We start from the raw sequence: 22,924 nt of genomic DNA on the forward strand, positions 1-22,924 counted from the left end.
TTGTCACCTATTGCTTCATTCCACATTTATGAGATCAGCCATGCTCGCTGATAAAAGACACAAACGTATAAATCTCTCCGTAACGTTCACCCTCTGCCTCTACGGTATCCGTATCCAGGCGCTTCACAACCTTCAGCTCTTCCGGGCCTGCCGCCAGCCGGGTTACCACAGCGTGGCCATCATTCCGCAGCCGGGCCGCCTCAGCAAGACCTTCCTGACGCCGCAGGGCATCGTACTGGACCAGTACCGGCAGTTCTTCCTCTTCGGTCACTCCGGATACACCATCCAGAATGCGGTTGGTCTTCAGTGAGAAGCCTGTCGACGGAATCGGGCGTCCAAACTGCTGAAGCAGATTGTCGTACCTTCCGCCGCTGCACACCGGGAAGCCCAGCTCCGAAGCATAACCTTCAAACGTCATGCCCGTATAATAGGAGAAATCACCGATCATCGTCAGATCAATCAGCACATGCTGAGAGACGCCGTATGCGACAAGCACCTCCCATACCTTGCATAAATGCTCAATGGAAGCGCGTGCCAGCGGATGGCTGCTGAGCTCCAGCGCCTGTCCGCAGATTTCCTTGCCTCCCCGCAGCCGCAGCAGTCCGTCCAGTTCCTTCTTCTGGGCTTCCGGCAGTTCCAGGCGGCGCAGCGTCTCCCGGAAAGCGACATAATCACGGCCCAGCAGATGACTCTTCAGCTCTTCCTGGGCCTGCGGGAGGCCGGATACCGCTTCCTGGAACAGACCGTCGAGGAAGCCTACATGCCCTATCGCAATTTTAAAAGATTTCACTCCCGCGGCCTCCAGCGAGGCAATTGCCAGTGCAACGACCTCAGCATCCGCCTCTGGTGAATCATCTCCGACAAGCTCCACTCCGGTCTGGAAGAATTCCGCTTCCCGGCCGGCCTCCTCTTCGATAGCACGGAAGACATTGGCATGATAGGACAGGCGCAGCGGCAGCGGTTCGTCCTTCAATAAGGAGGAGACTACGCGGGCAACGGGCGCTGTCATTTCTGAACGCAGCACGAGTGCCTGACCGCGGTTATTCAGTAATTTATACAACTTCTGGTCTGACGTGGAACTGGCCACACCGACCGTATCGTAATATTCAAGGGTGGGAGTAATCATCTGGCGGTAGCCCCAGCGGCTCATGCAGTGCAGCACATCGTTCTCAATCTTGCGCAGCTTCGTTACCGCACGCGGGAGATAATCCCGTACGCCGGCAGGCTTTTCGAATCCCTTTGGTTTGGACATCTTCACTTTTCACCTCATCAGATATCATAAGAAGCATCTTAAATCGCTTTAATATGGTAAAGTGGTAGTAAACTAAAGCAGTGGTAATATCGTATCACGGACTATCCTTTTGCGTCAACAATCTCCTTCTATACCCGCCAGTTTCGGAAGCTTGGACTATATGTTAAGCAGCGCCTATCCATCCTCTCTTTGCCACCGTGATTACCTGCGAATATAATAAGCTGTAGAACATGAACTTCAGAATGTTTCATACGAAATATATAATATAATTGTACTTTATTTCCTGCATTAAGTATTCCCGGTATCTATTTCAGAGCAGAAAGAAGGACTGACGGCTTGAGTACATCCTATATGATCGGCGTTGATATTGGAACCACCAGCACCAAGGCTGTCCTCTTCGAGGAGAACGGAACAATCGTCACACAGAGCAACCAGGGCTATCCGCTGCATCAGCCTTCCCCTTCTGTAGCAGAACAGGACCCTGGTCAGATTCTGCAGGCTGTCCTGCACACTATCTCTTCAGTCATGCAGGACAGCCACGTCCCTCCTGGACAGGTTCTGCTTGTCTCCTTCAGCTCGGCCATGCACAGCGTGATTGCTGTAGATTCTTCCGGCAAACCGCTTACCGCCTGCATCACCTGGGCCGATAACCGGAGCAGTGCAGCTGCCCGGCGGCTGAAGAATGAACTGAACGGGCATGAGCTGTATATGCGGACAGGAACACCTGTCCATCCGATGTCTCCAATTACCAAGCTGATGTGGCTCGGTGAGGAGCATCCGGAGCTGTTCAGCCAGACCCATAAATTCATCTCCATTAAAGAATATATCTTCTTCAAGCTGTTCGGCAAATATGTAATTGATCACTCCATTGCCTCTTCTACAGGTATGTTCAATCTGGAGAAGCTTGACTGGGACGCTGAGGCGCTCCGTATCGCCGGAATTACTCCAGAACGTCTATCAAGACCGGTGCCCACCACGCAGATCCTGCAGGGGCTGCTTCCGGGGCTTCCGGAAGAGCTTGGACTTCTGGCCGCCACACCGTTTGTCGTAGGCGCCAGTGACGGTGTCCTGTCCAATCTGGGGGTCGGTGCCATAGAGCCGGGGGTTATTGCCGCGACTATAGGAACCAGCGGTGCCATCCGCACCGTGGTCGACCGGCCGCTGACCGACCCGAAAGGGCGGACCTTCTGCTATGCACTAACGGACAAGCACTGGGTTATTGGCGGCCCCGTGAATAATGGCGGCATGCTGTTCCGCTGGGTGCGTGATGAGTTCGCCGCCTCTGAGGTAGAGACCGCGAAGCGCCTCGGTATTGATCCTTATGAGGTCCTGACCCGGATCGCCGAGCAGGTACCGCCAGGCAGCAATGGCCTGCTCTTTCATCCCTATCTGACCGGTGAGCGTGCCCCGCTGTGGAACCCCGATGCGCGCGGCTCCTTCTTCGGACTGAGCATGAATCACCGCAAAGAGCATATGATCCGCTCTGTGCTGGAGGGTGTCATCTTCAATATGTATACCGTCCTGCTCGCTATGGAGGAAATTATCGGCCAGCCGGGCAGAATCCTGGCTACCGGCGGCTTCGCCCGCTCCGCTCTATGGCGGCAGATGATGGCGGACATATTTGATCAGGAGGTGGTAGTCCCTGAGAGCTTCGAGAGTTCCTGTCTTGGCGCCGTTGTCCTCGGGCTGTACGCCATCGGCCGGATCGATTCCTTCGATTCCGTATTCGGCATGATTGGCTCGACCCACCGCCATGAACCCGTCCAGGCACATGCCAAAGTCTATAAGCAGCTGCTGCCCATCTATATCTCCGTATACCGCAGCCTCGAAGGCCAATATCGGGCGATTGCCGATTTCCAGCGCGAACAGGCCGGAGAGTAGTCTGCAATCCTGCCAATATATGAATAAAAGCGCCAACTGGCCCGCATCTGCGGCCAGTTGGCGCTTTTATCATTCTGGATTTGAAGTCCCCTTCATTACTGCATTTCAAGGCACCCAGCTACACTGTTGCTTTAGGCGCCCGCTTAACCTTCTGCGGCGCAGAACCAAACAGTACCCAGGCCGGCTTCACATAACGGAAGACGAGGGCGACGACCAGCCAGGAGCCGGCGAAGGCCACCAGCCAGCCCCCGGCAATGGCAGCCGTGTAGGCAAGCGATCCGCCGTGCAGCGGCAGCTTTCTATAGAAGAAGAGCAGCGCCGGATGCAGCAGATATATCCCGAAGGAGCAGGCGCCGGCAGAGATCAGCAATCTTGCCAGCAGGCTGCGCCCCGCTCCGTACAACAGGAAGGACAGCTGGAACAGCACAAGACAAGAGAGCAGCGCATGAAGATTGGAGAAGCCTTCATACCATAGACTGTTGATGACCGTCTTCTTCGTATAATTGTTGAACCACAGCTCCACATGAACGATTCCTGCAGCGGCCCATAAGAACCACAGCACAATCCAGCTTGCACCCTTACCGGAGCGCCACCCTTCGCGGGTAGGAATCAGCCACTTTTTCAAAGAGCTGTAATATACCGCAATCGCTGCACCGAGCAGGAAATAAGAGAAGTACGTAATTGCAAGACTGCCCTTGGACAGCTGCCAGTATCCGTGATTAGCCATATATTTGTTCAGCAGTACGAATCCCCACTGTAAGGCAAGTCCGATGAGCGGTGCCCACGCCGCCAGACGGCGGACCTTCTGCAGACACCAGAGCATGAGCGGGAACAGCACATAGAACTGAATAATGATAATAATATAGTACAGATGGGTATACGCCGTACCGGTCCACAGATATTTGCCGAATTTGGCCGCCTGCTCATTAAGAGGCATGCCCCATGTATGCCCGGCAGTCATTTTCAATATAAAGTACAGCACCGAAAAAACAAGATAAGGCACAATAATATAAATCAGCCTTCGGCTATAGAATTTCGCGAGTGTCTTCCCGCCAAGCGGACGGTCAATATAATTGTAGAACAGGACGAACCCGCTTAGGAATACAAACGAAGGTACAGCGAACTGGCTGAACTTGTTTATGAACAGAAACGGATGAAACAAAGAGGTATCCAGTGTTTCCGCCAGTGTCCGCGAAGTGGCGTGAATCGCTATGACCGCAATAATCGCTATCGCCCGGAATACATCAAGCTGCGGTATTCTTTCCTTTTGAGCCATTATCTTTCCTCCTGCCTAGACCCTCATCCCTGATGCCCTGAGTTGGGGTCTGTTGAACTCTCATGATTTACTGATATCTTTACCTTCGGGCACTCTATTGGTGCTCCCGTGCACAGGCTTGTCCTTCACCGGAGGGGCAAGTGAATGCGGTACGCTCCCGAATGCCACCCAGGACAGGCGGATGCGGCGGAACGCAAATTGCACAAGTATCCAGCTTCCTGCCAGCGCCGCAGCCAATCCTCCGTAAATATAGAATACATAGGTTAATGAATCTGTAGAAATTCCCGTTCCGAATCTTCTATACACTGCAAGCAGCAGAGGATGGATCAGATACAACGCAAATGAAACCTCACCCAGCCGGGTCAAAATAGCAACGATCACCTTCGGTGCCCTGCGGTAGATAAGAAAAGTGGCATACAGCAGCACCAGCGCTGACAGCATCGTATGTACATTCCAGAGCAGCTCGTACCAGAGCGAGTCCGTCCATATCCCGAAATGGCGGGCTCTATACCATAATTGTACATGCGTGAAGGCCGCTCCGAGCCACAATGTAACAAGCAGCAGGATAAGCATTTTATACCTGGCAGCCAGTTCACGCCAAGGCTTCATCAGCCACAGCTTGATCGCTTCAAAATTAATGGCGATATAGGCGCCCAGCATATAGTATGCCAGATACGAGATCGACAAGCTTCCTTTTTCCACAATATGCAGCTGATACTTGTTCCAGATAATGAATACCCACTGCAGCGAAAGTCCAATCGGAAAAGCCCAGCGCACCCACAGCCGTGAGCTCTGCAGCAGCTTAAGCAGCAACGGAAACAGCAGGTAGAACTGGATGCTGATGAATACGAAATACAAATGCGCATACGCCGAACCCGTAAATAAGGCACCCAGGAAGCCGGAGATGCTCTCTGCCAGAGGCTGTGCCAGCTTCCCATTCACGTACAGGGTCAATCCGTAATAGCCGATGGATACCAGCATATAGGGGAGCAGAATGTACTTCAGCCTGCGGCGGTAAAAGCTTCCGATCAGACTCCGCGTCACGGGCCGCCCGTAATAATTATAGAACAGCACAAAGCTGCTTAGAAAAATAAACGACGGTGTACCGAATTTAAAGAAGATGTTGATCCAGTTTAACCAATAATAATAGGGTGACTGGAGTGCCAATTCTCCGGCCGCAAAAGATGATGAATGGACATGCAATACGCCCAATATCGCCAGAGCACGGTATATATCCAGCTGGGGCAGACGTTCCTGTTTTGCTGCATTCACTTTAAGATTCCTCTTCTCTGCTATGATGGCTGTTCATAGACGCCAAGCGGAAGTGATACCTATCAGGAAGTCTGCCCCTGCTGATTATTTCATTCTGATATGTGCTGCGCGTCCGTATGCGGAAAGATCCGCTCCTGCACTTACAAGTATATCGCCAATATATACCCGCCGAACACTTAAAGGTTGCTTAAGATTGCTTAATTGCCCAGGCTGCGAAGTTTACACAAGAAACCCTGCAGCTCCTGCGCAGATACACGCAATATGAAACTGCAGGGTAAGAGGTTACCTGGTGACTATTCTTCTACAGCCTTCTCCGCTGATCCCGGCGGACGCAGCTCACGCAGCGGATTGCCCCCGACGAACGAGCCCGCAGCTACATCCTTGTGCACAACAGAACCCGCGGCGACAACCGCCCAATCTCCAATCGTAACGCCGGGCAATATCGTTGTGTTGGCTCCAATCAGGACGTTCTCCCCGATAATGACTTCACCCAGCCTGTACTCTTTGATGAGGTATTCATGGGCAAGAATGGTCGTGTTATAGCCGATAACCGAGTTCTCACCGACCGAAATTTTCTCCGGAAAAAACACATCCACCATCGCCATTAGCCCAAACGCAGTATGCTTGCCCACCTTCATCCCGAGTACCCTGCGGTAGATCCAGTTCTTAAGCGGCAAGACCGGACAGTAGCGGGCAATCTGGATAAAAATGAAATTGCGTACGCCCTTCCACGGGCTCACCGTACGGTAAATATACCAGAGCGAATTATGGCCCTCCACCGGATAGCGGGTTAACTTTCTCACGGCTGCTTCGTCTCCTGCTCCACTATAGTATATAAGTCCTTCATGTCGTGGATGATGTAATCCGGGTTGTACTTCCGCAGCATTTCCTCACCTTTGAGTGACCAGGCAACCGCAGCTACACGCACACCCGCTGCCTTGGCAGACTGAATATCGACCGCACTGTCACCTACCATGAGAGTTCTGGCCGGATCAACACCCAGATTAGCAACCGCGGTTAGGACAGGCTCCGGATGCGGTTTCGCCTGACTGACATCATTGACCGTCACAATCGTCTCCATATACTTCAGCAGATCGAACATTTCCAGCGCTTTGAGAGTAGTTGGACGAATCTTCGTTGTCACAATCCCGAGCTTTATTCCCCAGCTTAACAGCCCGTCCATAGTCTCATTCACATGAGGAAAAGAACGGATTAGCTCATCATGATGCGCATAATTATATGAACGGTAAGAAAGCTCCAGCACGCTTGTGTCCTGCAGACCGGAGAACGCGCTCATCTGCTGCTGGAGCGTAGTTCCCATATGGGGAATAATCTCTTCCCGGGTTAGAGCCGGGAGGTTATTCTCCTTCAGCGCATGCATGAACGAGCTGATGATCAGCTCATTAGTATTCACAATCGTTCCGTCCAAGTCAAATAACACGCATTCTATCATTAGTTCTACTACTCCTTTGTTTCCTTATCTTCAGATGAGTCCTTCACCGGCTGGATAGGCTGAGGAGCCTTCTGCGGTGTATTCACTGCACTCTCGGGAACTACAGCATCTGCCGCTGCCGGTTTAGTGCTGACAATCGGATCAGAATAATGATCCTTCGGCTGACCGCTGACACGCCGTACAATGATCAATACAACTGCAACGAGAATAATCAGTAGTGCCAGCAGCTGTGAGATACGGACATTCCCGTATGCCGGATCGAAATACCCCTGCTCAAATCCCAGCCATTTCATCGGACTCCATAGACCGTTAATGAACGATGCCAAACCGCTGCTTCCGTTAAATCCTAGGCTGTCCGTACGTAAAGCTTCAATAAAGAAGCGGCCGATCGAATACCAGATGAAATAAGACATGAAGATTTCGCCGGCACGGACAAATTTCTGGCGGCGCAGCACCATGAGGAGCAGAATGCCCAGCAGGCTCCAGAGCGATTCATACAGGAAGGTCGGATGGTGAAACGCATCCCCTATGTACATTTGATTCACAATAAAGTCCGGCAGATGCAGCTTGTCACGCAGGAAAGATTCCTCTACAACGCCGCCGTAGGCTTCCTGATTGATGAAATTACCCCAACGGCCAATCATCTGACCGGCGAGCAGTCCAGGTGCACAAATGTCCACGATACGCCAGAACGGATATCCCTTGTAACGGAAATAAATAATTCCGCAGATGATCGCCCCGATCAGCGCGCCATAAATAGCAATACCGCCATTCCAGACTTTGAATATATCCAGCAAGTTGTCCTTATAATCTTCCCATTTGAACGCTACAAAATAAATCCGCGCGCCAATGATCGCCGAAGGAACTCCGAGCAGCAGCATGTCCATGAAGAACTCCTGCGGAATGTTGTAGCGTTTGCCTTCTTGAATAGCAAGGAATAATCCGGCTAATGCACCAAGACCCAGTATCAAACCATACCAGTGAACAGGCAGTGAACCGATGGAGAAGACAATCGGATTAATCGCTAATGAAAAAAACATGCTCTCACACTCCTAGTCCAGATCATCCATGTCTTCAGAGATGGTGGCTGTAAGTTTATTCGTAAATTGTAGAGCCGCGTTAAAGCCCATTTGTTTCAACCGGTAGTTCATCGCTGCAACCTCGATAATTACCGCAAGGTTACGTCCCGGACGTACGGGGATCGTTACAAGCGGCACATCGGTGTCAATGATCCGTGTAGTCTCCTCGTCCAGTCCGAGCCGGTCATATTGTTTATCCTGCTGCCAGGCCTCGAGTCTAACGACCAGTGTGATCCGCTTATGATTACGAATGGCCCCGGCACCGAAGAGAGTCATTACATTAATAATCCCTACCCCGCGGATTTCGAGCAAATGACGAATGAGCTCCGGAGCTGTACCATGCAGCTGGTTATCCGAGGTCTGACGGATCTCTACAGCATCATCGGCGATCAGGCGGTGCCCGCGTTTAACCAGTTCGAGCGCCGTTTCACTTTTACCGATACCGCTGCTGCCTGTAATCAGCATACCTACACCATATACATCACAGAGAACACCGTGGATTGTTGCCGTAGGTGCCAGTCTGCCTTCCAGGAAGCTTGTCAGTCTGCTCGAGAAAATAGTGGTCGCCATTGAGCTGCGCAGCACAGGTAATCCCTTTTCATTACTGATCTCAATAAGCTCCTGCGGAACATCCAGTGCACGGGTAATTACAATACAAGGGGTATTATCGTTGCAAATCCCGCGAATCCGGCTTTTGCGTTCTTCCTCAGGTAGCATTGAGAAAAAGGCCAGCTCTGTTTTGCCCAGCAGCTGAACACGTTCTTCCGGATAATATTCGAAATAACCGGCCATTTCCAGTCCCGGACGATTCAAATCATCCACTGTAATCGGTCTTTTCAGACCCTCTTGTCCGGAAACAACCTCTAATTGAAAATGCTGTACCAGTTCTGATACCTTTACCTTCTTAGCCATGTATGTCCGTCCTTTCGTCACCTGCGGTTGTGCCCGTTTCCTGCACCCGGGTTCACAACTTTTCCCATTCCAGCTACAGGTAATTCTCCTGCTATCTTAATTGATAACGCCTATGAATGCAATCTTATTACCTACGGTATTGCTAAGCCAGTCCTGACGGAATCCCCTGCTTTCCGGGTCCTTGGACCAATACGTTTTATCTCCGGCTCTACATGCCCAATACAAGAAAAAGCCGCCTGTGAGGGCGGCTTTCTTCTATTATAACCTATATCCCGCTGTGCTTTGTCTTATCCCAGCAGAATGTTCAGTTCGGACTCTTTATCGAAGAGGTGAATTTTGTTCATGTCGATTGCCAATCTAGGCTTGCTGCCTTCACGGGTAGTGGAACGTCCATCTACACGGGCAATTACAGTGTTAGCGCCAAGGCCGCTCAAGTAGAGGAGCATTTCATGACCAAGGTTTTCAGTAACATCAACCAGCGAAGTGAAGATTGTGTTAGGGGAAGCTTCCAGGAACACTGGCTCTTCATGAATATCTTCTGGACGAACGCCCATGATTACATCTTTGCCGATATAACCTTTGTTGCGCAGGATTGTAGCTTTGCCGCCTGGAACTTCAACATCAAGGTTATCTGCGCGGAAGCGGACAGCGCCGCCAACATCGGAGAGTGTACCATTGATAAAGTTCATTGTTGGGGATCCGATGAATCCTGCAACGAACAGGTTTGTAGGCTCATTGTACAATTCTTCAGGGGAAGCTGCTTGTTGAATGATACCATCGTACATAACTACGATACGGTCACCCATTGTCATAGCTTCTGTCTGGTCATGCGTTACATAGATACAAGTGGTTTCAAGGCGTTTAACCAGCTTAGTGATTTCAGCACGCATTTGACCACGAAGTTTAGCATCCAAGTTGGAAAGAGGCTCATCCATCAGGAAGACTTGCGGATCACGGACAATAGCGCGGCCCAGAGCGACACGTTGGCGTTGACCACCGGACAGTGCCTTAGGTTTGCGTTCCAGCAAATGCTCGATATCGAGAATTCTTGCTGCTTCGCGCACTTTCTTGTCGATTTCTTCTTTCTTCACTTTACGCAGTTTCAGACCGAAAGCCATGTTCTGATACACGCTCATATGCGGGTACAGGGCGTAGGATTGGAATACCATCGCGATATCGCGGTCTTTAGGAGCCACGTCATTCACTACACGGTCACCAATGTACATTTTACCTTCAGAGATTTCTTCAAGACCTGCGATCATACGCAGTGTTGTGGATTTACCGCAACCGGAAGGACCAACCAGTACGAGAAATTCCTTATCTTTAATATCAAGATTGATATCGATTACTGTTGCTTTATCGGAACCCGGGTATTTTTTGAAAATATGCTCTAAACGTACGCCTGCCATTGTATTTCCCCCTCGAGTCAATTATTGGATTAGAAAATCAAACGCTTTCTTGTACACTTATCTTACCCCAGACCAGGCCTCCTGGCTATTTGTAAGGTTCACAAAAATCCTATTTTCTTTTCGTCACTTTATACAATAACATGGCTAACTTCACAATCGCCGCATCCCCGAAACTGCGGACATCCGCTCCCGTTTCCTGTTTGATCTTGTCGAGTCTGTACAGGAGCGTATTCCGGTGGATATACAGCTTCTTCGCGGTTTCGCTGACATTGCAGTCCATTTCAAAAAAAGTCTCCAGCGTCAGCAGCATTTCCTTATCCGCCAGCACAGCCGTATAATCACCGATCTGACCCAGCAGCTGTCTGCGGCGGTCATCGGGGATACTGTTCACCAGACGCTCCATATGAAGCTCCCACGGCAGATGGATATAATCGCCTACCTGGAAGATCCGGCCCAGAATAATCGTCTCGCGCAGCAGCGCCACGGAGCCTGTCAGGCCTTTAACCGGAATGATTGCCGGAGAAACCGCCAGATGGAAGACGCCAACCCATTCACTGGCGATCAGTTCATGCAGTCCCATAGAGGTCTGAGACAGCAGATCCTCAGCACTTTCTTCCTCATCTTCCTTATCATCTCCGCCGGTGAGCAGTTCCTTACGGGCTAAAATTAACCATTCCTTATCCAACAGCGGAATTAGCAGAACTTCGTTCTCGAAATAACTGCGCAGCAGCTTCATTAACGAACGGTATGTCATCTGCGGATTATGGACATTCTCACTAACCAGCAAAAAAGGAATCATATCCCCGAACAGCCGGCCTTTCAGCGTAATATCATCCGGAATCTCTGCATCATCCTTTTCTTGCTCGAGCTGCGAGTTCAACCAGCCGCTAAGCTGACGGGCCTCCATCTCTCCTTCTTCCTTAAGCCCGGTAGCCTTGAGGGCTACCGCGAAATTACGGCCCGCATAATTGACCAGCTGCAGTTCCAGAGGCGACAGCCCTTCTGTCTCCACCCACACCGCGGTTATACGCCCGTCATTCTCATATAGGGGAATCCACAAATATCCCTCATGAAAGACCGCCTGCTCTTGATCCTTCTCCGTGCCCATGCCAAAAAGAGAAGCTGAATGCTGCCTCCCGAGCTGCTTGATTCCGGTTCTCTTTCCGGTGAGTTGCTCCAATTTTTGACGCAAAACCTCACTATCCATCGTCACCATTCTCCACCACTTTTGCTCTTTTCGCCTATTTTATCATATTTTGCTGCAAATTGCGGAATAGCTCTCCTGAACCCTGAGTGACATTTGATCAGTTGTGTATCAAAAGTCTATTTTTCTGCATAATGCTTCTTGGCTGGAGGCAGAATTACCGGATTCATCTTTTTCAAAGTCTTATGCATCCAGATCCCGGCAATGGCTCCTTCACCCATAGCGACCGTCGCCTGCTCCGCATGCACTGCAACATCTCCTGCCACCCATACATGCTCGATATTAGTCATTAAAGAACGTTTATTCGCCTCCACATGCTTGTTCTTATGAAGCGTCACTCCCAGCTGTGCAGCTAGCTCAGAATGTACCGGATTCTGGCCAAAAGCAATAAACCCGCGCTCTGCCGGCAGAACCTCCCCGTTCTCCAAGGCTACCGCCTTAATTCTTCCGTTCTCTTCCTCAATGCGGGCAACGGGTTCTTCGATATACTGTATATCCTCATCCCGCAGCCGGTTACGATTTTCAGCCGAGACGGGTGTATGTTCATGATTAATGTAGGTCAAGTCACCTGTGCGTTCCCTTAAAACAAAAGCCATATTAGCACCCACATCACCAGAGCCCATCAATACGGTCTGCCGGTTCTGAATTTCAAAGCCATCACAGTCCGGGCAAACATAGATCGTCATGCCAAGGGCAGGCCGTAAGCCCGGCAGCTCAGGAAACCGGTCCATTACTCCTGTAGCAAGCAGCAGAGTCCGGCCTACATATTGCTGCCCCCCGGTTCCGTGAAGTATGAATAATTCGTCCGGCTTCTCGGCCTTAACTATTCTATCCTTCTGAAACGCTACACCTGCCCTTTCCGCCTGAAGCCTCCCCCTGGCCCGCAGTTCCTCACCAGGCACACCGTCAGGCCAGCCCAATATATTATGATAATTCCGGCATATGCTTGATCTTCCGCCTCCTGCATCAATTACAAGCACCTGATGGACCGAGTAACGTCCCAATTGAATAGCCGCCTGAAGCCCCGCAAAACCGCCGCCCACTATAATCGCATCATAGATCAATTGTCATTCCCTCATTTCTACAGCATTATAGACTTATAATTAAACGAGGGGAGTTATTTTAAACGAATCCGGGTAATTTATATACTTTTTAATATTCAGACCTCCAGAAAACATAAAAAAAGCCATCACATGAAAGTGATGACTTCTTGATTGGGATGAGCCATGAAGGACTCGAACCTTCGACACCCTGATTAAAAGTCAGGTGCTCTACCAACTGAGCTAATGGCTCATAAAAAGGGATGGAGGCTGATGGATTCGAACCACCGAACACGTACGTGAGCAGATTTACAGTCTGATGCGTTTGGCCACTTCGCTAAGCCTCCATATATGGTGGCGCGGGAGGGAATCGAACCCCCGACACAAGGATTTTCAGTCCTTTGCTCTACCGACTGAGCTACCGAGCCATAAAAAAAGCCTTAAAACAAAAAAAATGGCGGAACCGACGGGATTCGAACCCGCGATCTCCTGCGTGACAGGCAGGCATGTTAGGCCAACTACACCACGGTTCCACAATTTAATGTAAAAAATGGTGCCGGCGAGAGGACTTGAACCCCCAACCTACTGATTACAAGTCAGTTGCTCTACCAGTTGAGCTACACCGGCACGGTGTAAGGTGGATCTAAGATTTGAAAATGGTGGAGGCTGAGGGGTTCGAACCCCCGACCCTCTGCTTGTAAGGCAGATGCTCTCCCAGCTGAGCTAAGCCTCCGGGTATGTATGGTAGCGGCAGAGGGGATCGAACCCCCGACCTCACGGGTATGAACCGTACGCTCTAGCCAGCTGAGCTACGCCGCCACACTACAAGTATTGGATTTATAATGGCGGAGAGAGAGGGATTCGAACCCTCGCACCGCTTACGCAGTCTAACCCCTTAGCAGAGGGTCCCCTTATAGCCACTTGGGTATCTCTCCAAATAAATGGTAGCCATGTAAATCCGCACAGGAAATTAATTCCTGAAAACTGAATCCGAAACGAATCTGCGTTGTTCGAAAGTTGGATAAGCCCTCGACCGATTAGTATTGGTCAGCTCCATGCATTGCTGCACTTCCACCTCCAACCTATCTACCTCGTCGTCTTCAAGGGGTCTTACTAATTGGGAAATCTCATCTTGAGGGGGGCTTCACGCTTAGATGCTTTCAGCGCTTATCCCGTCCGTACGTAGCTACTCAGCCATGCTCCTGGCGGAACAACTGATGCACCAGCGGTACGTCCATCCCGGTCCTCTCGTACTAAGGACAGCTCCTCTCAAATTTCCTGCGCCCACGACAGATAGGGACCGAACTGTCTCACGACGTTCTGAACCCAGCTCGCGTACCGCTTTAATGGGCGAACAGCCCAACCCTTGGGACCTACTTCAGCCCCAGGATGCGATGAGCCGACATCGAGGTGCCAAACCTCCCCGTCGATGTGGACTCTTGGGGGAGATAAGCCTGTTATCCCCAGGGTAGCTTTTATCCGTTGAGCGATGGCCCTTCCATGCGGTACCACCGGATCACTAAGTCCGACTTTCGTCCCTGCTCGACTTGTTGGTCTCGCAGTCAAGCTCCCTTATGCCTTTGCACTCTTCGAATGATTTCCAACCATTCTGAGGGAACCTTTGAACGCCTCCGTTACTCTTTAGGAGGCGACCGCCCCAGTCAAACTGCCCGCCTGACACGGTCCCCGTACCCGGTAAGGGCACTAGGTTAGAACCTAGATACGATCAGGGTGGTATCCCAACGGCGCCTCCGCAGAAGCTTGCGCTCCTGCCTCAACGGCTCCCACCTATCCTGTACAGATCGTACCCAAATTCAATATCAAGCTGCAGTAAAGCTCCATGGGGTCTTTCCGTCTTGTCGCGGGTAACCTGCATCTTCACAGGTATTAAAATTTCACCGGATCTCTCGTTGAGACAGCGCCCAAGTCGTTACGCCATTCGTGCGGGTCAGAATTTACCTGACAAGGAATTTCGCTACCTTAGGACCGTTATAGTTACGGCCGCCGTTTACTGGGGCTTCGGTTCACAGCTTCGGATTGCTCCTAACCACTCCCCTTAACCTTCCAGCACCGGGCAGGCGTCAGCCCGTATACTTCGCCTTGCGGCTTCGCACAGACCTGTGTTTTTGCTAAACAGTCGCTTGGGCCTTTTCACTGCGGCCCCCTCGGGCTATTCACCCTACCGAGGCACCTCTTCTCCCGAAGTTACGAGGTCATTTTGCCGAGTTCCTTAACGAGAGTTCTTCCGCGCGCCTTAGAATTCTCTTCTCGCCTACCTGTGTCGGTTTGCGGTACGGGCACCTTCTCCTGGCTAGAGGCTTTTCTTGGCAGTGTGAGATCATGACCTTCGCTACTACAATTTTCGCTCCCCATCACAGCCCAGCCTTAATGATGTGCGGATTTGCCTACACATCAGCCTCACTGCTTAGACGGACACATCCATCAGTCCGCGTCACTACCCTCCTGCGTCACCCCATCGCTCATAGCGGATTACGGTGGTACAGTAATTTCAAACTGTTGTCCTTCGACTACGCCTTTCGGCCTCGCCTTAGGTCCCGACTTACCCTGAGCGGACGAGCCTTCCTCAGGAAACCTTGGGCTTTCGGCGGATCAGATTCTCACTGATCTTTTCGTTACTCATACCGGCATTCTCACTTGTATGCTGTCCAGCGCTCCTTACGGTACACCTTCAACCTACATACAACGCTCCCCTACCCCAGATGCAAAGCATCTAGCCATAGCTTCGGTGGTGTGTTTAGCCCCGTTACATTTTCGGCGCAGAGTCACTCGACCAGTGAGCTATTACGCACTCTTTCAATGGTGGCTGCTTCTAAGCCAACATCCTGGTTGTCTGTGCAACTCCACATCCTTTCCCACTTAACACACACTTGGGGACCTTAGCTGATGGTCTGGGCTGTTTCCCTTTTGACAATGGATCTTAGCACTCACTGTCTGACTCCCGGCAAGAAGTTAATGGCATTCGGAGTTTGACTGAGCTTGGTAACCCTTGCGGGCCCCGCACCCAATCAGTGCTCTACCTCCACCACTCCATTCACCGAGGCTAGCCCTAAAGCTATTTCGGGGAGAACCAGCTATCTCCGAGTTCGATTGGAATTTCTCCGCTACCCCCACCTCATCCCCGCATTTTTCAACATGCGTGGGTTCGGGCCTCCAGTGCGTGTTACCGCACCTTCACCCTGGACAGGGGTAGATCACACGGTTTCGGGTCTACGTCCACATACTCATTCGCCCTATTCAGACTCGCTTTCGCTGCGGCTCCGGCTTCTCACCTTAACCTTGCATGTTAAACGTAACTCGCCGGTTCATTCTACAAAAGGCACGCCATCACCCAGTAATAGGGCTCTGACTTTTTGTAAGCACACGGTTTCAGGTTCTATTTCACTCCCCTTCCGGGGTGCTTTTCACCTTTCCCTCACGGTACTGTTTCACTATCGGTCGCCAGGTAGTATTTAGCCTTAGCAGATGGTCCTGCTGGATTCATACGGGGTTTCACGTGCCCCGCACTACTCGGGATCCGTCTCGGAGAGAACACAGTTTAGGCTACAGGGCTTTTACCTCTATCGCGGGCCTTTCCAGACCTCTTCGCCTACCATATTCCTTTGTAACTCCATGTGAGACGTCCCACAACCCCAAGGGGCAAGCCCCTTGGTTTAGGCTGTTCCGCGTTCGCTCGCCGCTACTGACGGAATCACTATTGTTTTCTCTTCCTCAGGGTACTTAGATGTTTCAGTTCCCCTGGTCTGCCTCTGCATTTCCTATGTATTCAGAAATGAGTAACTGCGAATTACCACAGCTGGGTTTCCCCATTCGGACACCCCCGGATCAAAGCTTGCTTACAGCTCCCCGAGGCAGTTTCGTTGTTCGCCACGTCCTTCGTCGGCTCCTGGCGCCTAGGCATCCTCCGTGTGCTCTTATTAGCTTAACCGTCACTCCGGTGTTTCGCTTGCTTGCTCCTCTTGTTTTGAATGCTGCTCATGGATTGCTCCATTCACCAACACATTCAAAGCCAAAGGTCGCTGCACAATCGAAAACCTTCGTTCTGCACTAATAACTATTTCAACTTGCTTACACAAGTTTCAGCTAAAAGATGTTCTAAAACGCAAATTCGTTTCGGTATCCAGTTTTCAAGGATCAAGTTCTTGCATATAATCTTGTAAAGAAGTATTGGTGGAGCCAAGCGGGATCGAACCGCTGACCTCCTGCTTGCAAGGCAGGCGCTCTCCCAGCTGAGCTATGGCCCCATAAAGGTATTCAATTCTAAAATGTTATATGGTGGGCCTTGGTGGACTCGAACCACCGACCTCACCCTTATCAGAGGTGCGCTCTAACCAACTGAGCTAAAAGCCCATATAACAGATAACATTGTGAATCAACCAATAAATTGATTGTTCGCTCGGCGGCGTCCTACTCTCCCAGGACCCTTCGGTCCAAGTACCATCGGCGCTGGAGGGCTTAACGGTCGTGTTCGGGATGGGTACGTGTGGAACCCCTCCGCTATCGCCACCAAACGCATACGAAAGAGACTTGCTCTTTCAAAACTGAACACGAGTGAGTGTCCGAACCCTAAGGTTCGTTGTGGAAGCTTAGCTTCCGATTTGAATGTTTCCGTTGCAGGAAACGATTCTCCATAGAAAGGAGGTGATCCAGCCGCACCTTCCGATACGGCTACCTTGTTACGACTTCACCCCAATCATCTACCCCACCTTCGGCGGCTGGCTCCCTTGCGGGTTACCCCACCGACTTCGGGTGTTGTAAACTCTCGTGGTGTGACGGGCGGTGTGTACAAGACCCGGGAACGTATTCACCGCGGCATGCTGATCCGCGATTACTAGCAATTCCGACTTCATGCAGGCGAGTTGCAGCCTGCAATCCGAACTGAGACCGGCTTTGCTGGGATTGGCTCCACCTCGCGGTTTCGCTTCCCGTTGTACCGGCCATTGTAGTACGTGTGTAGCCCAGGTCATAAGGGGCATGATGATTTGACGTCATCCCCACCTTCCTCCGGTTTGTCACCGGCAGTCACTCTAGAGTGCCCAGCTTAACCTGCTGGCAACTAAAGTCAAGGGTTGCGCTCGTTGCGGGACTTAACCCAACATCTCACGACACGAGCTGACGACAACCATGCACCACCTGTCTCCGATGCTCCGAAGAGGGGCACTATCTCTAATGCTTTCATCGGGATGTCAAGACCTGGTAAGGTTCTTCGCGTTGCTTCGAATTAAACCACATACTCCACTGCTTGTGCGGGTCCCCGTCAATTCCTTTGAGTTTCAGTCTTGCGACCGTACTCCCCAGGCGGAGTGCTTACTGTGTTAACTTCGGCACCAAGGGTATCGAAACCCCTAACACCTAGCACTCATCGTTTACGGCGTGGACTACCAGGGTATCTAATCCTGTTTGCTCCCCACGCTTTCGCGCCTCAGCGTCAGTTACAGCCCAGAAAGTCGCCTTCGCCACTGGTGTTCCTCCACATATCTACGCATTTCACCGCTACACGTGGAATTCCACTTTCCTCTTCTGTACTCAAGTCACCCAGTTTCCAGTGCGACCCCAGGTTGAGCCCAAGGTTTAAACACCAGACTTAAATGACCGCCTGCGCGCGCTTTACGCCCAATAATTCCGGACAACGCTTGCCCCCTACGTATTACCGCGGCTGCTGGCACGTAGTTAGCCGGGGCTTTCTTCTCAGGTACCGTCACTCCGGTAGCAGTTACTCTACCGGACGTTCTTCCCTGGCAACAGAGCTTTACGATCCGAAAACCTTCATCACTCACGCGGCATTGCTCCGTCAGGCTTTCGCCCATTGCGGAAGATTCCCTACTGCTGCCTCCCGTAGGAGTCTGGGCCGTGTCTCAGTCCCAGTGTGGCCGTTCACCCTCTCAGGTCGGCTACGCATCGTCGCCTTGGTGAGCCGTTACCCCACCAACTAGCTAATGCGCCGCAGGCCCATCCCCAAGTGGCAGATTGCTCCGCCTTTCATTCTCTCTTCAGGAGAGGAAAGAAATTATCCGGTATTAGCTACCGTTTCCGGTAGTTATCCCAGTCTTGAGGGCAGGTTGCCTACGTGTTACTCACCCGTCCGCCGCTAAGTAAGAATAGAAGCAAGCTTCCATTCTTACTCCGCTCGACTTGCATGTATTAGGCATGCCGCCAGCGTTCGTCCTGAGCCAGGATCAAACTCTCCAAATTGGTTTTAGAAAGAGCGATTGCTCATTTTGAAACATCTGACGAGAATTTTCATTCTCTATTTTGGAAGTCACTTTCGTGATCTCCCACTCACTCGTTGTTCAGTTTTCAAAGATCAATGTCTCATCTTTTGTCGCCGTTATTTGTTTCAGCAGCGACCTTTATAATATATCACAGCACCTTTGTTTCAGTCAAGCTTTTTTTAATTTCTTTTTTCGCTTTAGCTTTCAGCAAGTTATCCGAGAACATCTTGCTCAAAGGGCCGAGACTTAATGTATCATAAATCCACAACCCTCGTCAACCATTAAAACAAAGTTAATTTTAAACCCAGCAGCAATAGTACCCCGGGCAGCCCAAGAATCGTTACTGCGCCTATGGTTGTGGGATTCAGCGGGATGTGTACATCCGTTAGAATACCGGAGAAGTTAACGATATAAATGCCGATTGCAGCCAGAATAAGATGAGTTCCGAATACACTTATCCATGCCCACCCCAGTTTTTTTCTGAATACAATTAGAATTAACAAGAGTCCTGACAGAATCAGCACACCCAATGCAACAGTTCTTAGCATTGCGATCCCCCCTTCAATAATTATTCCGGTTACATCGGCAGCTGGCTCCGGTTCAGCCCCAGTCTCTTGGCATGCTTAAGATGGATCTGGTATTTACGCTCGGCCGCCTCGAGTATATAGATGGCATAATCAATCTGATCCTGCCCCATTGCCTCATCAAACATCAGATATGCCCGTTCCCACTCCGACTGCGCTTTGCGTACCTCATGGTACACCGTACCCCACTCTTCTTCCGTATGGGCATTATTCGCTCCTTCTGCATCTCTGCCCAGCCATTTCGTGTTCCACCATCCCATTGCAATCCCCTCCTATGAATAACTACTGGCGCAGCCGGTGCCGCACACCCGTTAATCTCATACATATCGGAATAGGGACAAACTTAGAACCATGAGTCAGTGCTCGTCTGCTCTTTTGTTGAATGCTGGCCGCCCCTGGAGTCTATATCTAATAAAAAAAGAGGCCCCAAGGGCCTCTTCAAGTACAATTCAATGTCAGAACACTCAGAACAGCTCTCGACGGCCTTCCAGCGCCTTCGACAGGGTTACCTCATCCGCATACTCAAGATCGCCGCCTACAGGCAAGCCATGGGCGATTCTCGTGATCTTGATCTCGAACGGACGGACTAGACGGGAGATATACATGGCCGTGGCCTCGCCCTCAATGTTGGGATTGGTCGCCATAATCAGCTCCTTGACCCGCTCATCACTGAGTCTGGTCAGCAGCTCCTTCAGCCGTATATCATCAGGTCCGATGCCCTCCATAGGGGAGATGGCCCCCTGCAGCACATGATAGTAGCCGTCAAACTCTTTGGTTCTCTCTATGGCTACCAGATCCTTGGAGTCCTGAACCACACAGATTATCGAAGCATCGCGGGATTTGTCCTGACAGATCCGGCACGGGTCAGTATCGGTAATATTACAGCAGACCGAGCAATAATGAAGATTTCGTTTAACACTGACTAGGGCTTTGGCGAAATCAATCACCTCATCCTCCTTCATGTTAAGCACATGAAAGGCCAGCCGGGCTGCTGTCTTCGGGCCAATCCCTGGTAAACGTGTAAAAGCTTCTATCAGCTTGGCTAGCGGTTCTGGATAATACAAAGTAATGGTTCTCCTTTGGTCGGGAGTGGAGTAAGCCTAGAATAAGCCAGGGATCTTCATTCCGCCGGTGAATTTACCCATATCGTTGTTAGCCAACTCTTCAGCCTGGGTAAGAGCATCATTAACAGCAGTGATCACCAGATCCTGCAGCATTTCGATATCCTCCGGATCAACAACCTCCGGTTTAATCTGAATGGAGAGCAATTTTTTGTGGCCGTTCACCTGAACGGTAACCACGCCGCCGCCGGATGAGCCTTCAATGGTCTTACCGCCCAGTTCTTCCTGGGCTTTGAGCATCTGCTCCTGCATTTTCTTTACCTGTTTCATCATTTGGTTCATATTATTCATACATCGTCTCTCCTTTGGGATGCGCGTTATCTGCGCTAGTATGCTTGAGGCTCTATTCCTTTATGACAACAAGGTCTTCTCCAAAGAGCTGGATCGCCTCGTCAATCCATGGTTCGGGTTTCGCTTCTATAGTCTCGTGCTCATGCTCCAGATGCAGTTCTTCTGTACTGGCCTTGGAAGCTGACTTGGTCGCAGCCTCATTCCAGTCACGCAGCATCATCGTCACCAGCCGGTATGGCTTACCCAGCTTAGCAGACATCACATTCTCGATGACCTGACGGTTGGCCGGCTTCTCAGTCGTATCCCGGTGAATTGTATTCTTGAAGGCGACCAGCACTGCATCTTCCATGACTGCCACCGGCTCTCCATCTACAAACCACGCATGCACAGTTACTTTCTCTTCCTTCACGCCCTGCAGAACCTGGCTCCACTGCTTATACACATTGCCAAAGTCAGCGCTGTCTTTACCCGCAATGAACTTATCGAGCTGCGGCGGAAGCTTGCCTGCAGATGATACTCTTGGAGCGCTTGGCGGGGCGGCCGCTCTCTGCGGCGCAGCCTGCTCACGCCCGCCGGCCACACCTCCGGATTGGATCGCCTGCTCAAGCTTCTTCTCCAGCGCGGCAATCTGCCGTTTGAGTGCATCCAGTTCCCCCGAATCTACTGGGGAAGAACTTCTTCCCGCTTCCGGTGCTACAGCACCCAAGGACGGAGCGCCCGCTGAAGGAGCCGCCTCCTGCTGGGTACTGCACAGCTTCATCAGCGCTACTTCAAATAAAGTCTGCGGATGAGTGGCATATTTCATCTCACCCAGATAGCGGCTCAGCGTCTCCACAATCAGGAACAGCCGGTCACGGGTAAATTCTGCTGCCATATCACGGAATTCCGCCGGATTCAGTACACGGTCGGTTAACTGGTCTGCCCCCGGCACCATCTTGATCATAAGTAAATCACGGAAATAATACAAAAGATTCTCCAGACATTTGTCGGCACTCTTGCCCTCGTGCATCAACTGCTCGACAAGTTCCAGCAGCAGCCCCATATCACTCTCCAAAATGGCTGTAGCCAGGCGGGCGAACTGTTCGGATGGAATTCCTCCGGTCATGCCCAGCACCTGCTGATACGTCACATTCCCGTCTGTGAAAGACGAGATCTGATCAAGTATGCTCAGCGCATCCCGCATCCCTCCGTCGGACAGACGGGCAATATACTGCAGTGCGTCCGCATCTGCCGTAATGCCTTCCTTCTGGCATATCTCTCTCAGCCGGCCGGTCTGCTCCTCCAGGGAAACCCGGCGGAAGTCAAACCGCTGGCAGCGTGAAATGATCGTAGCCGGCAGTTTATGCGGCTCTGTCGTAGCCAGAATAAACATGACATGCGGCGGCGGTTCTTCCAGCGTCTTAAGCAGGGCATTAAATGCTTCTGTTGTCAGCATATGCACTTCATCAATAATATACACTTTACGGCGTACTTCGGTAGGTGCATATTTCACCTTATCCCGCAGATCGCGAATCTCTTCAACACCCCGGTTGGAGGCCGCGTCAATCTCCTGGACATCCATTACGTTGCCCGCTGTGATCCGCAGACAAGACGGACATTCATTGCACGGCTCCGGACCCGGGCCCCGCTCGCAATTGACCGCTTTGGCCAGCACCTTGGCCGCACTCGTCTTACCGGTCCCCCGCGGGCCGCTGAACAGATACGCATGCGAAACCCGCTGTTCACGGATCGCATTCTGCAGCGTCTGGATAATATGCTGCTGCCCTACCATATCCTGAAACGACTGCGGCCGCCAAGCACGGTACAGCGCGATATGTTCCACTATGCATTACCCTCTCTCAGGCTGCCGCTTTCCGGCATTTGTCGCTAATTTATTATACTATATTCCCCAGTCTTTGACCAAGCAGAAGCGCTTTCGCC

General features: G+C 51.3%; 16 protein-coding genes, 10 tRNA genes and 3 rRNA genes. 1 reads left to right on the plus strand and 28 read right to left on the minus strand.

Going from position 1 to position 22,924, the window contains the following annotated elements:
• Window positions 1–34: 34 nt before the first annotated feature.
• Entirely contained in the window at window positions 35–1,252 is a 1,218-nt protein-coding gene (locus MHI42_RS19755; RefSeq protein WP_342420454.1) for an ATP phosphoribosyltransferase regulatory subunit, read from the minus strand.
• Window positions 1,253–1,588: 336 nt separating this feature from the next.
• Here MHI42_RS19755 and gntK point away from each other — a divergent pair, with 336 nt between their 5' ends.
• Window positions 1,589–3,133 (plus strand): gluconokinase, encoded by a 1,545-nt coding sequence (gene gntK, locus MHI42_RS19760; RefSeq protein ID WP_342420455.1) that lies wholly within the window; start codon window positions 1,589–1,591, stop codon window positions 3,131–3,133.
• A gap of 118 nt (window positions 3,134–3,251) precedes the next feature.
• Here gntK and MHI42_RS19765 read toward each other — a convergent pair whose 3' ends face one another.
• From MHI42_RS19765 to dnaX, 27 genes are all read right to left on the minus strand, one after another.
• Window positions 3,252–4,409: an acyltransferase gene (locus tag MHI42_RS19765; protein ID WP_342420456.1), complete on the minus strand. Its 1,158-nt coding sequence runs from the start codon at window positions 4,407–4,409 to the stop codon at window positions 3,252–3,254.
• Window positions 4,410–4,469: 60 nt separating this feature from the next.
• On the minus strand, window positions 4,470–5,681 hold the full coding sequence (locus MHI42_RS19770) for an acyltransferase (RefSeq protein ID WP_342420457.1): 1,212 nt from the start codon (window positions 5,679–5,681) through the stop codon (window positions 4,470–4,472).
• A 293-nt stretch (window positions 5,682–5,974) separates the two neighbouring features.
• Window positions 5,975–6,484, minus strand: a complete 510-nt coding sequence (locus tag MHI42_RS19775) for an acyltransferase (protein ID WP_039302348.1) — start codon at window positions 6,482–6,484, stop codon at window positions 5,975–5,977.
• Window positions 6,481–7,134, minus strand: a complete 654-nt coding sequence (gene ppaX, locus MHI42_RS19780; protein ID WP_342420458.1) for a pyrophosphatase PpaX — start codon at window positions 7,132–7,134, stop codon at window positions 6,481–6,483. The genes MHI42_RS19775 and ppaX overlap by 4 nt, the downstream gene beginning before the upstream one ends.
• An 8-nt stretch (window positions 7,135–7,142) precedes the next feature.
• Window positions 7,143–8,174 (minus strand): prolipoprotein diacylglyceryl transferase, encoded by a 1,032-nt coding sequence (lgt, locus tag MHI42_RS19785; protein WP_039302342.1) that lies wholly within the window; start codon window positions 8,172–8,174, stop codon window positions 7,143–7,145.
• A gap of 12 nt (window positions 8,175–8,186) precedes the next feature.
• Complete coding sequence (gene hprK, locus MHI42_RS19790) at window positions 8,187–9,125, minus strand: HPr(Ser) kinase/phosphatase (RefSeq protein WP_042132736.1); 939 nt, start codon at window positions 9,123–9,125, stop codon at window positions 8,187–8,189.
• Between the two features lie 287 nt (window positions 9,126–9,412).
• Window positions 9,413–10,534, minus strand: coding sequence for a sn-glycerol-3-phosphate ABC transporter ATP-binding protein UgpC (gene ugpC, locus MHI42_RS19795; protein WP_042132735.1), 1,122 nt, complete (start codon window positions 10,532–10,534; stop codon window positions 9,413–9,415).
• Between the two features lie 109 nt (window positions 10,535–10,643).
• Complete coding sequence (locus MHI42_RS19800) at window positions 10,644–11,726, minus strand: helix-turn-helix domain-containing protein (protein ID WP_341064789.1); 1,083 nt, start codon at window positions 11,724–11,726, stop codon at window positions 10,644–10,646.
• 131 nt (window positions 11,727–11,857) lie between these two features.
• Entirely contained in the window at window positions 11,858–12,802 is a 945-nt protein-coding gene (locus tag MHI42_RS19805) for an NAD(P)/FAD-dependent oxidoreductase (protein ID WP_342420459.1), read from the minus strand.
• Window positions 12,803–12,958: 156 nt separating this feature from the next.
• Window positions 12,959–13,031: transfer RNA gene (locus MHI42_RS19810), tRNA-Lys, on the minus strand.
• Window positions 13,032–13,042: 11 nt separating this feature from the next.
• A tRNA-Tyr gene (locus tag MHI42_RS19815) sits at window positions 13,043–13,125 on the minus strand.
• A 5-nt stretch (window positions 13,126–13,130) separates the two neighbouring features.
• A tRNA-Phe gene (locus MHI42_RS19820) sits at window positions 13,131–13,206 on the minus strand.
• 27 nt (window positions 13,207–13,233) lie between these two features.
• A tRNA-Asp gene (locus MHI42_RS19825) sits at window positions 13,234–13,311 on the minus strand.
• Between the two features lie 18 nt (window positions 13,312–13,329).
• A tRNA-Thr gene (locus tag MHI42_RS19830) sits at window positions 13,330–13,405 on the minus strand.
• Between the two features lie 30 nt (window positions 13,406–13,435).
• Window positions 13,436–13,511, minus strand: a tRNA-Val gene (locus MHI42_RS19835).
• A 9-nt stretch (window positions 13,512–13,520) separates the two neighbouring features.
• Window positions 13,521–13,597 (minus strand) — tRNA-Met (locus MHI42_RS19840).
• A gap of 24 nt (window positions 13,598–13,621) precedes the next feature.
• Window positions 13,622–13,713, minus strand: a tRNA-Ser gene (locus MHI42_RS19845).
• An 82-nt stretch (window positions 13,714–13,795) separates the two neighbouring features.
• Window positions 13,796–16,724, minus strand: a 23S ribosomal RNA gene (locus MHI42_RS19850).
• 240 nt (window positions 16,725–16,964) lie between these two features.
• Window positions 16,965–17,040 (minus strand) — tRNA-Ala (locus tag MHI42_RS19855).
• A 29-nt stretch (window positions 17,041–17,069) separates the two neighbouring features.
• Window positions 17,070–17,146 (minus strand) — tRNA-Ile (locus MHI42_RS19860).
• 44 nt (window positions 17,147–17,190) lie between these two features.
• A 5S ribosomal RNA gene (gene rrf / locus MHI42_RS19865) occupies window positions 17,191–17,307 on the minus strand.
• 123 nt (window positions 17,308–17,430) lie between these two features.
• A 16S ribosomal RNA gene (locus MHI42_RS19870) occupies window positions 17,431–18,988 on the minus strand.
• Together the 16S, 23S and 5S rRNA genes with 10 tRNA genes alongside form the textbook arrangement of a ribosomal RNA operon.
• Before the next feature lie 301 nt (window positions 18,989–19,289).
• Complete coding sequence (locus MHI42_RS19875) at window positions 19,290–19,556, minus strand: pro-sigmaK processing inhibitor BofA family protein (RefSeq protein ID WP_171717669.1); 267 nt, start codon at window positions 19,554–19,556, stop codon at window positions 19,290–19,292.
• A 29-nt stretch (window positions 19,557–19,585) separates the two neighbouring features.
• A complete protein-coding gene (locus MHI42_RS19880; protein WP_039310972.1) occupies window positions 19,586–19,852 on the minus strand; it encodes a DUF2508 family protein in 267 nt (88 codons plus the stop codon).
• Window positions 19,853–20,056: 204 nt separating this feature from the next.
• Window positions 20,057–20,656, minus strand: a complete 600-nt coding sequence (gene recR, locus MHI42_RS19885) for a recombination mediator RecR (protein ID WP_171717668.1) — start codon at window positions 20,654–20,656, stop codon at window positions 20,057–20,059.
• Window positions 20,657–20,692: 36 nt separating this feature from the next.
• Window positions 20,693–21,004, minus strand: a complete 312-nt coding sequence (locus MHI42_RS19890; protein WP_039309650.1) for a YbaB/EbfC family nucleoid-associated protein — start codon at window positions 21,002–21,004, stop codon at window positions 20,693–20,695.
• Between the two features lie 52 nt (window positions 21,005–21,056).
• Window positions 21,057–22,826, minus strand: coding sequence for a DNA polymerase III subunit gamma/tau (gene dnaX, locus MHI42_RS19895; protein WP_342420460.1), 1,770 nt, complete (start codon window positions 22,824–22,826; stop codon window positions 21,057–21,059).
• Window positions 22,827–22,924 lie beyond the last annotated feature (98 nt).

It is taken from the genome of Paenibacillus sp. FSL E2-0178 (genome assembly GCF_038593005.1).
Taxonomy (GTDB): Bacteria; Bacillota; Bacilli; order Paenibacillales; family Paenibacillaceae; genus Paenibacillus_AQ; species Paenibacillus_AQ phytohabitans.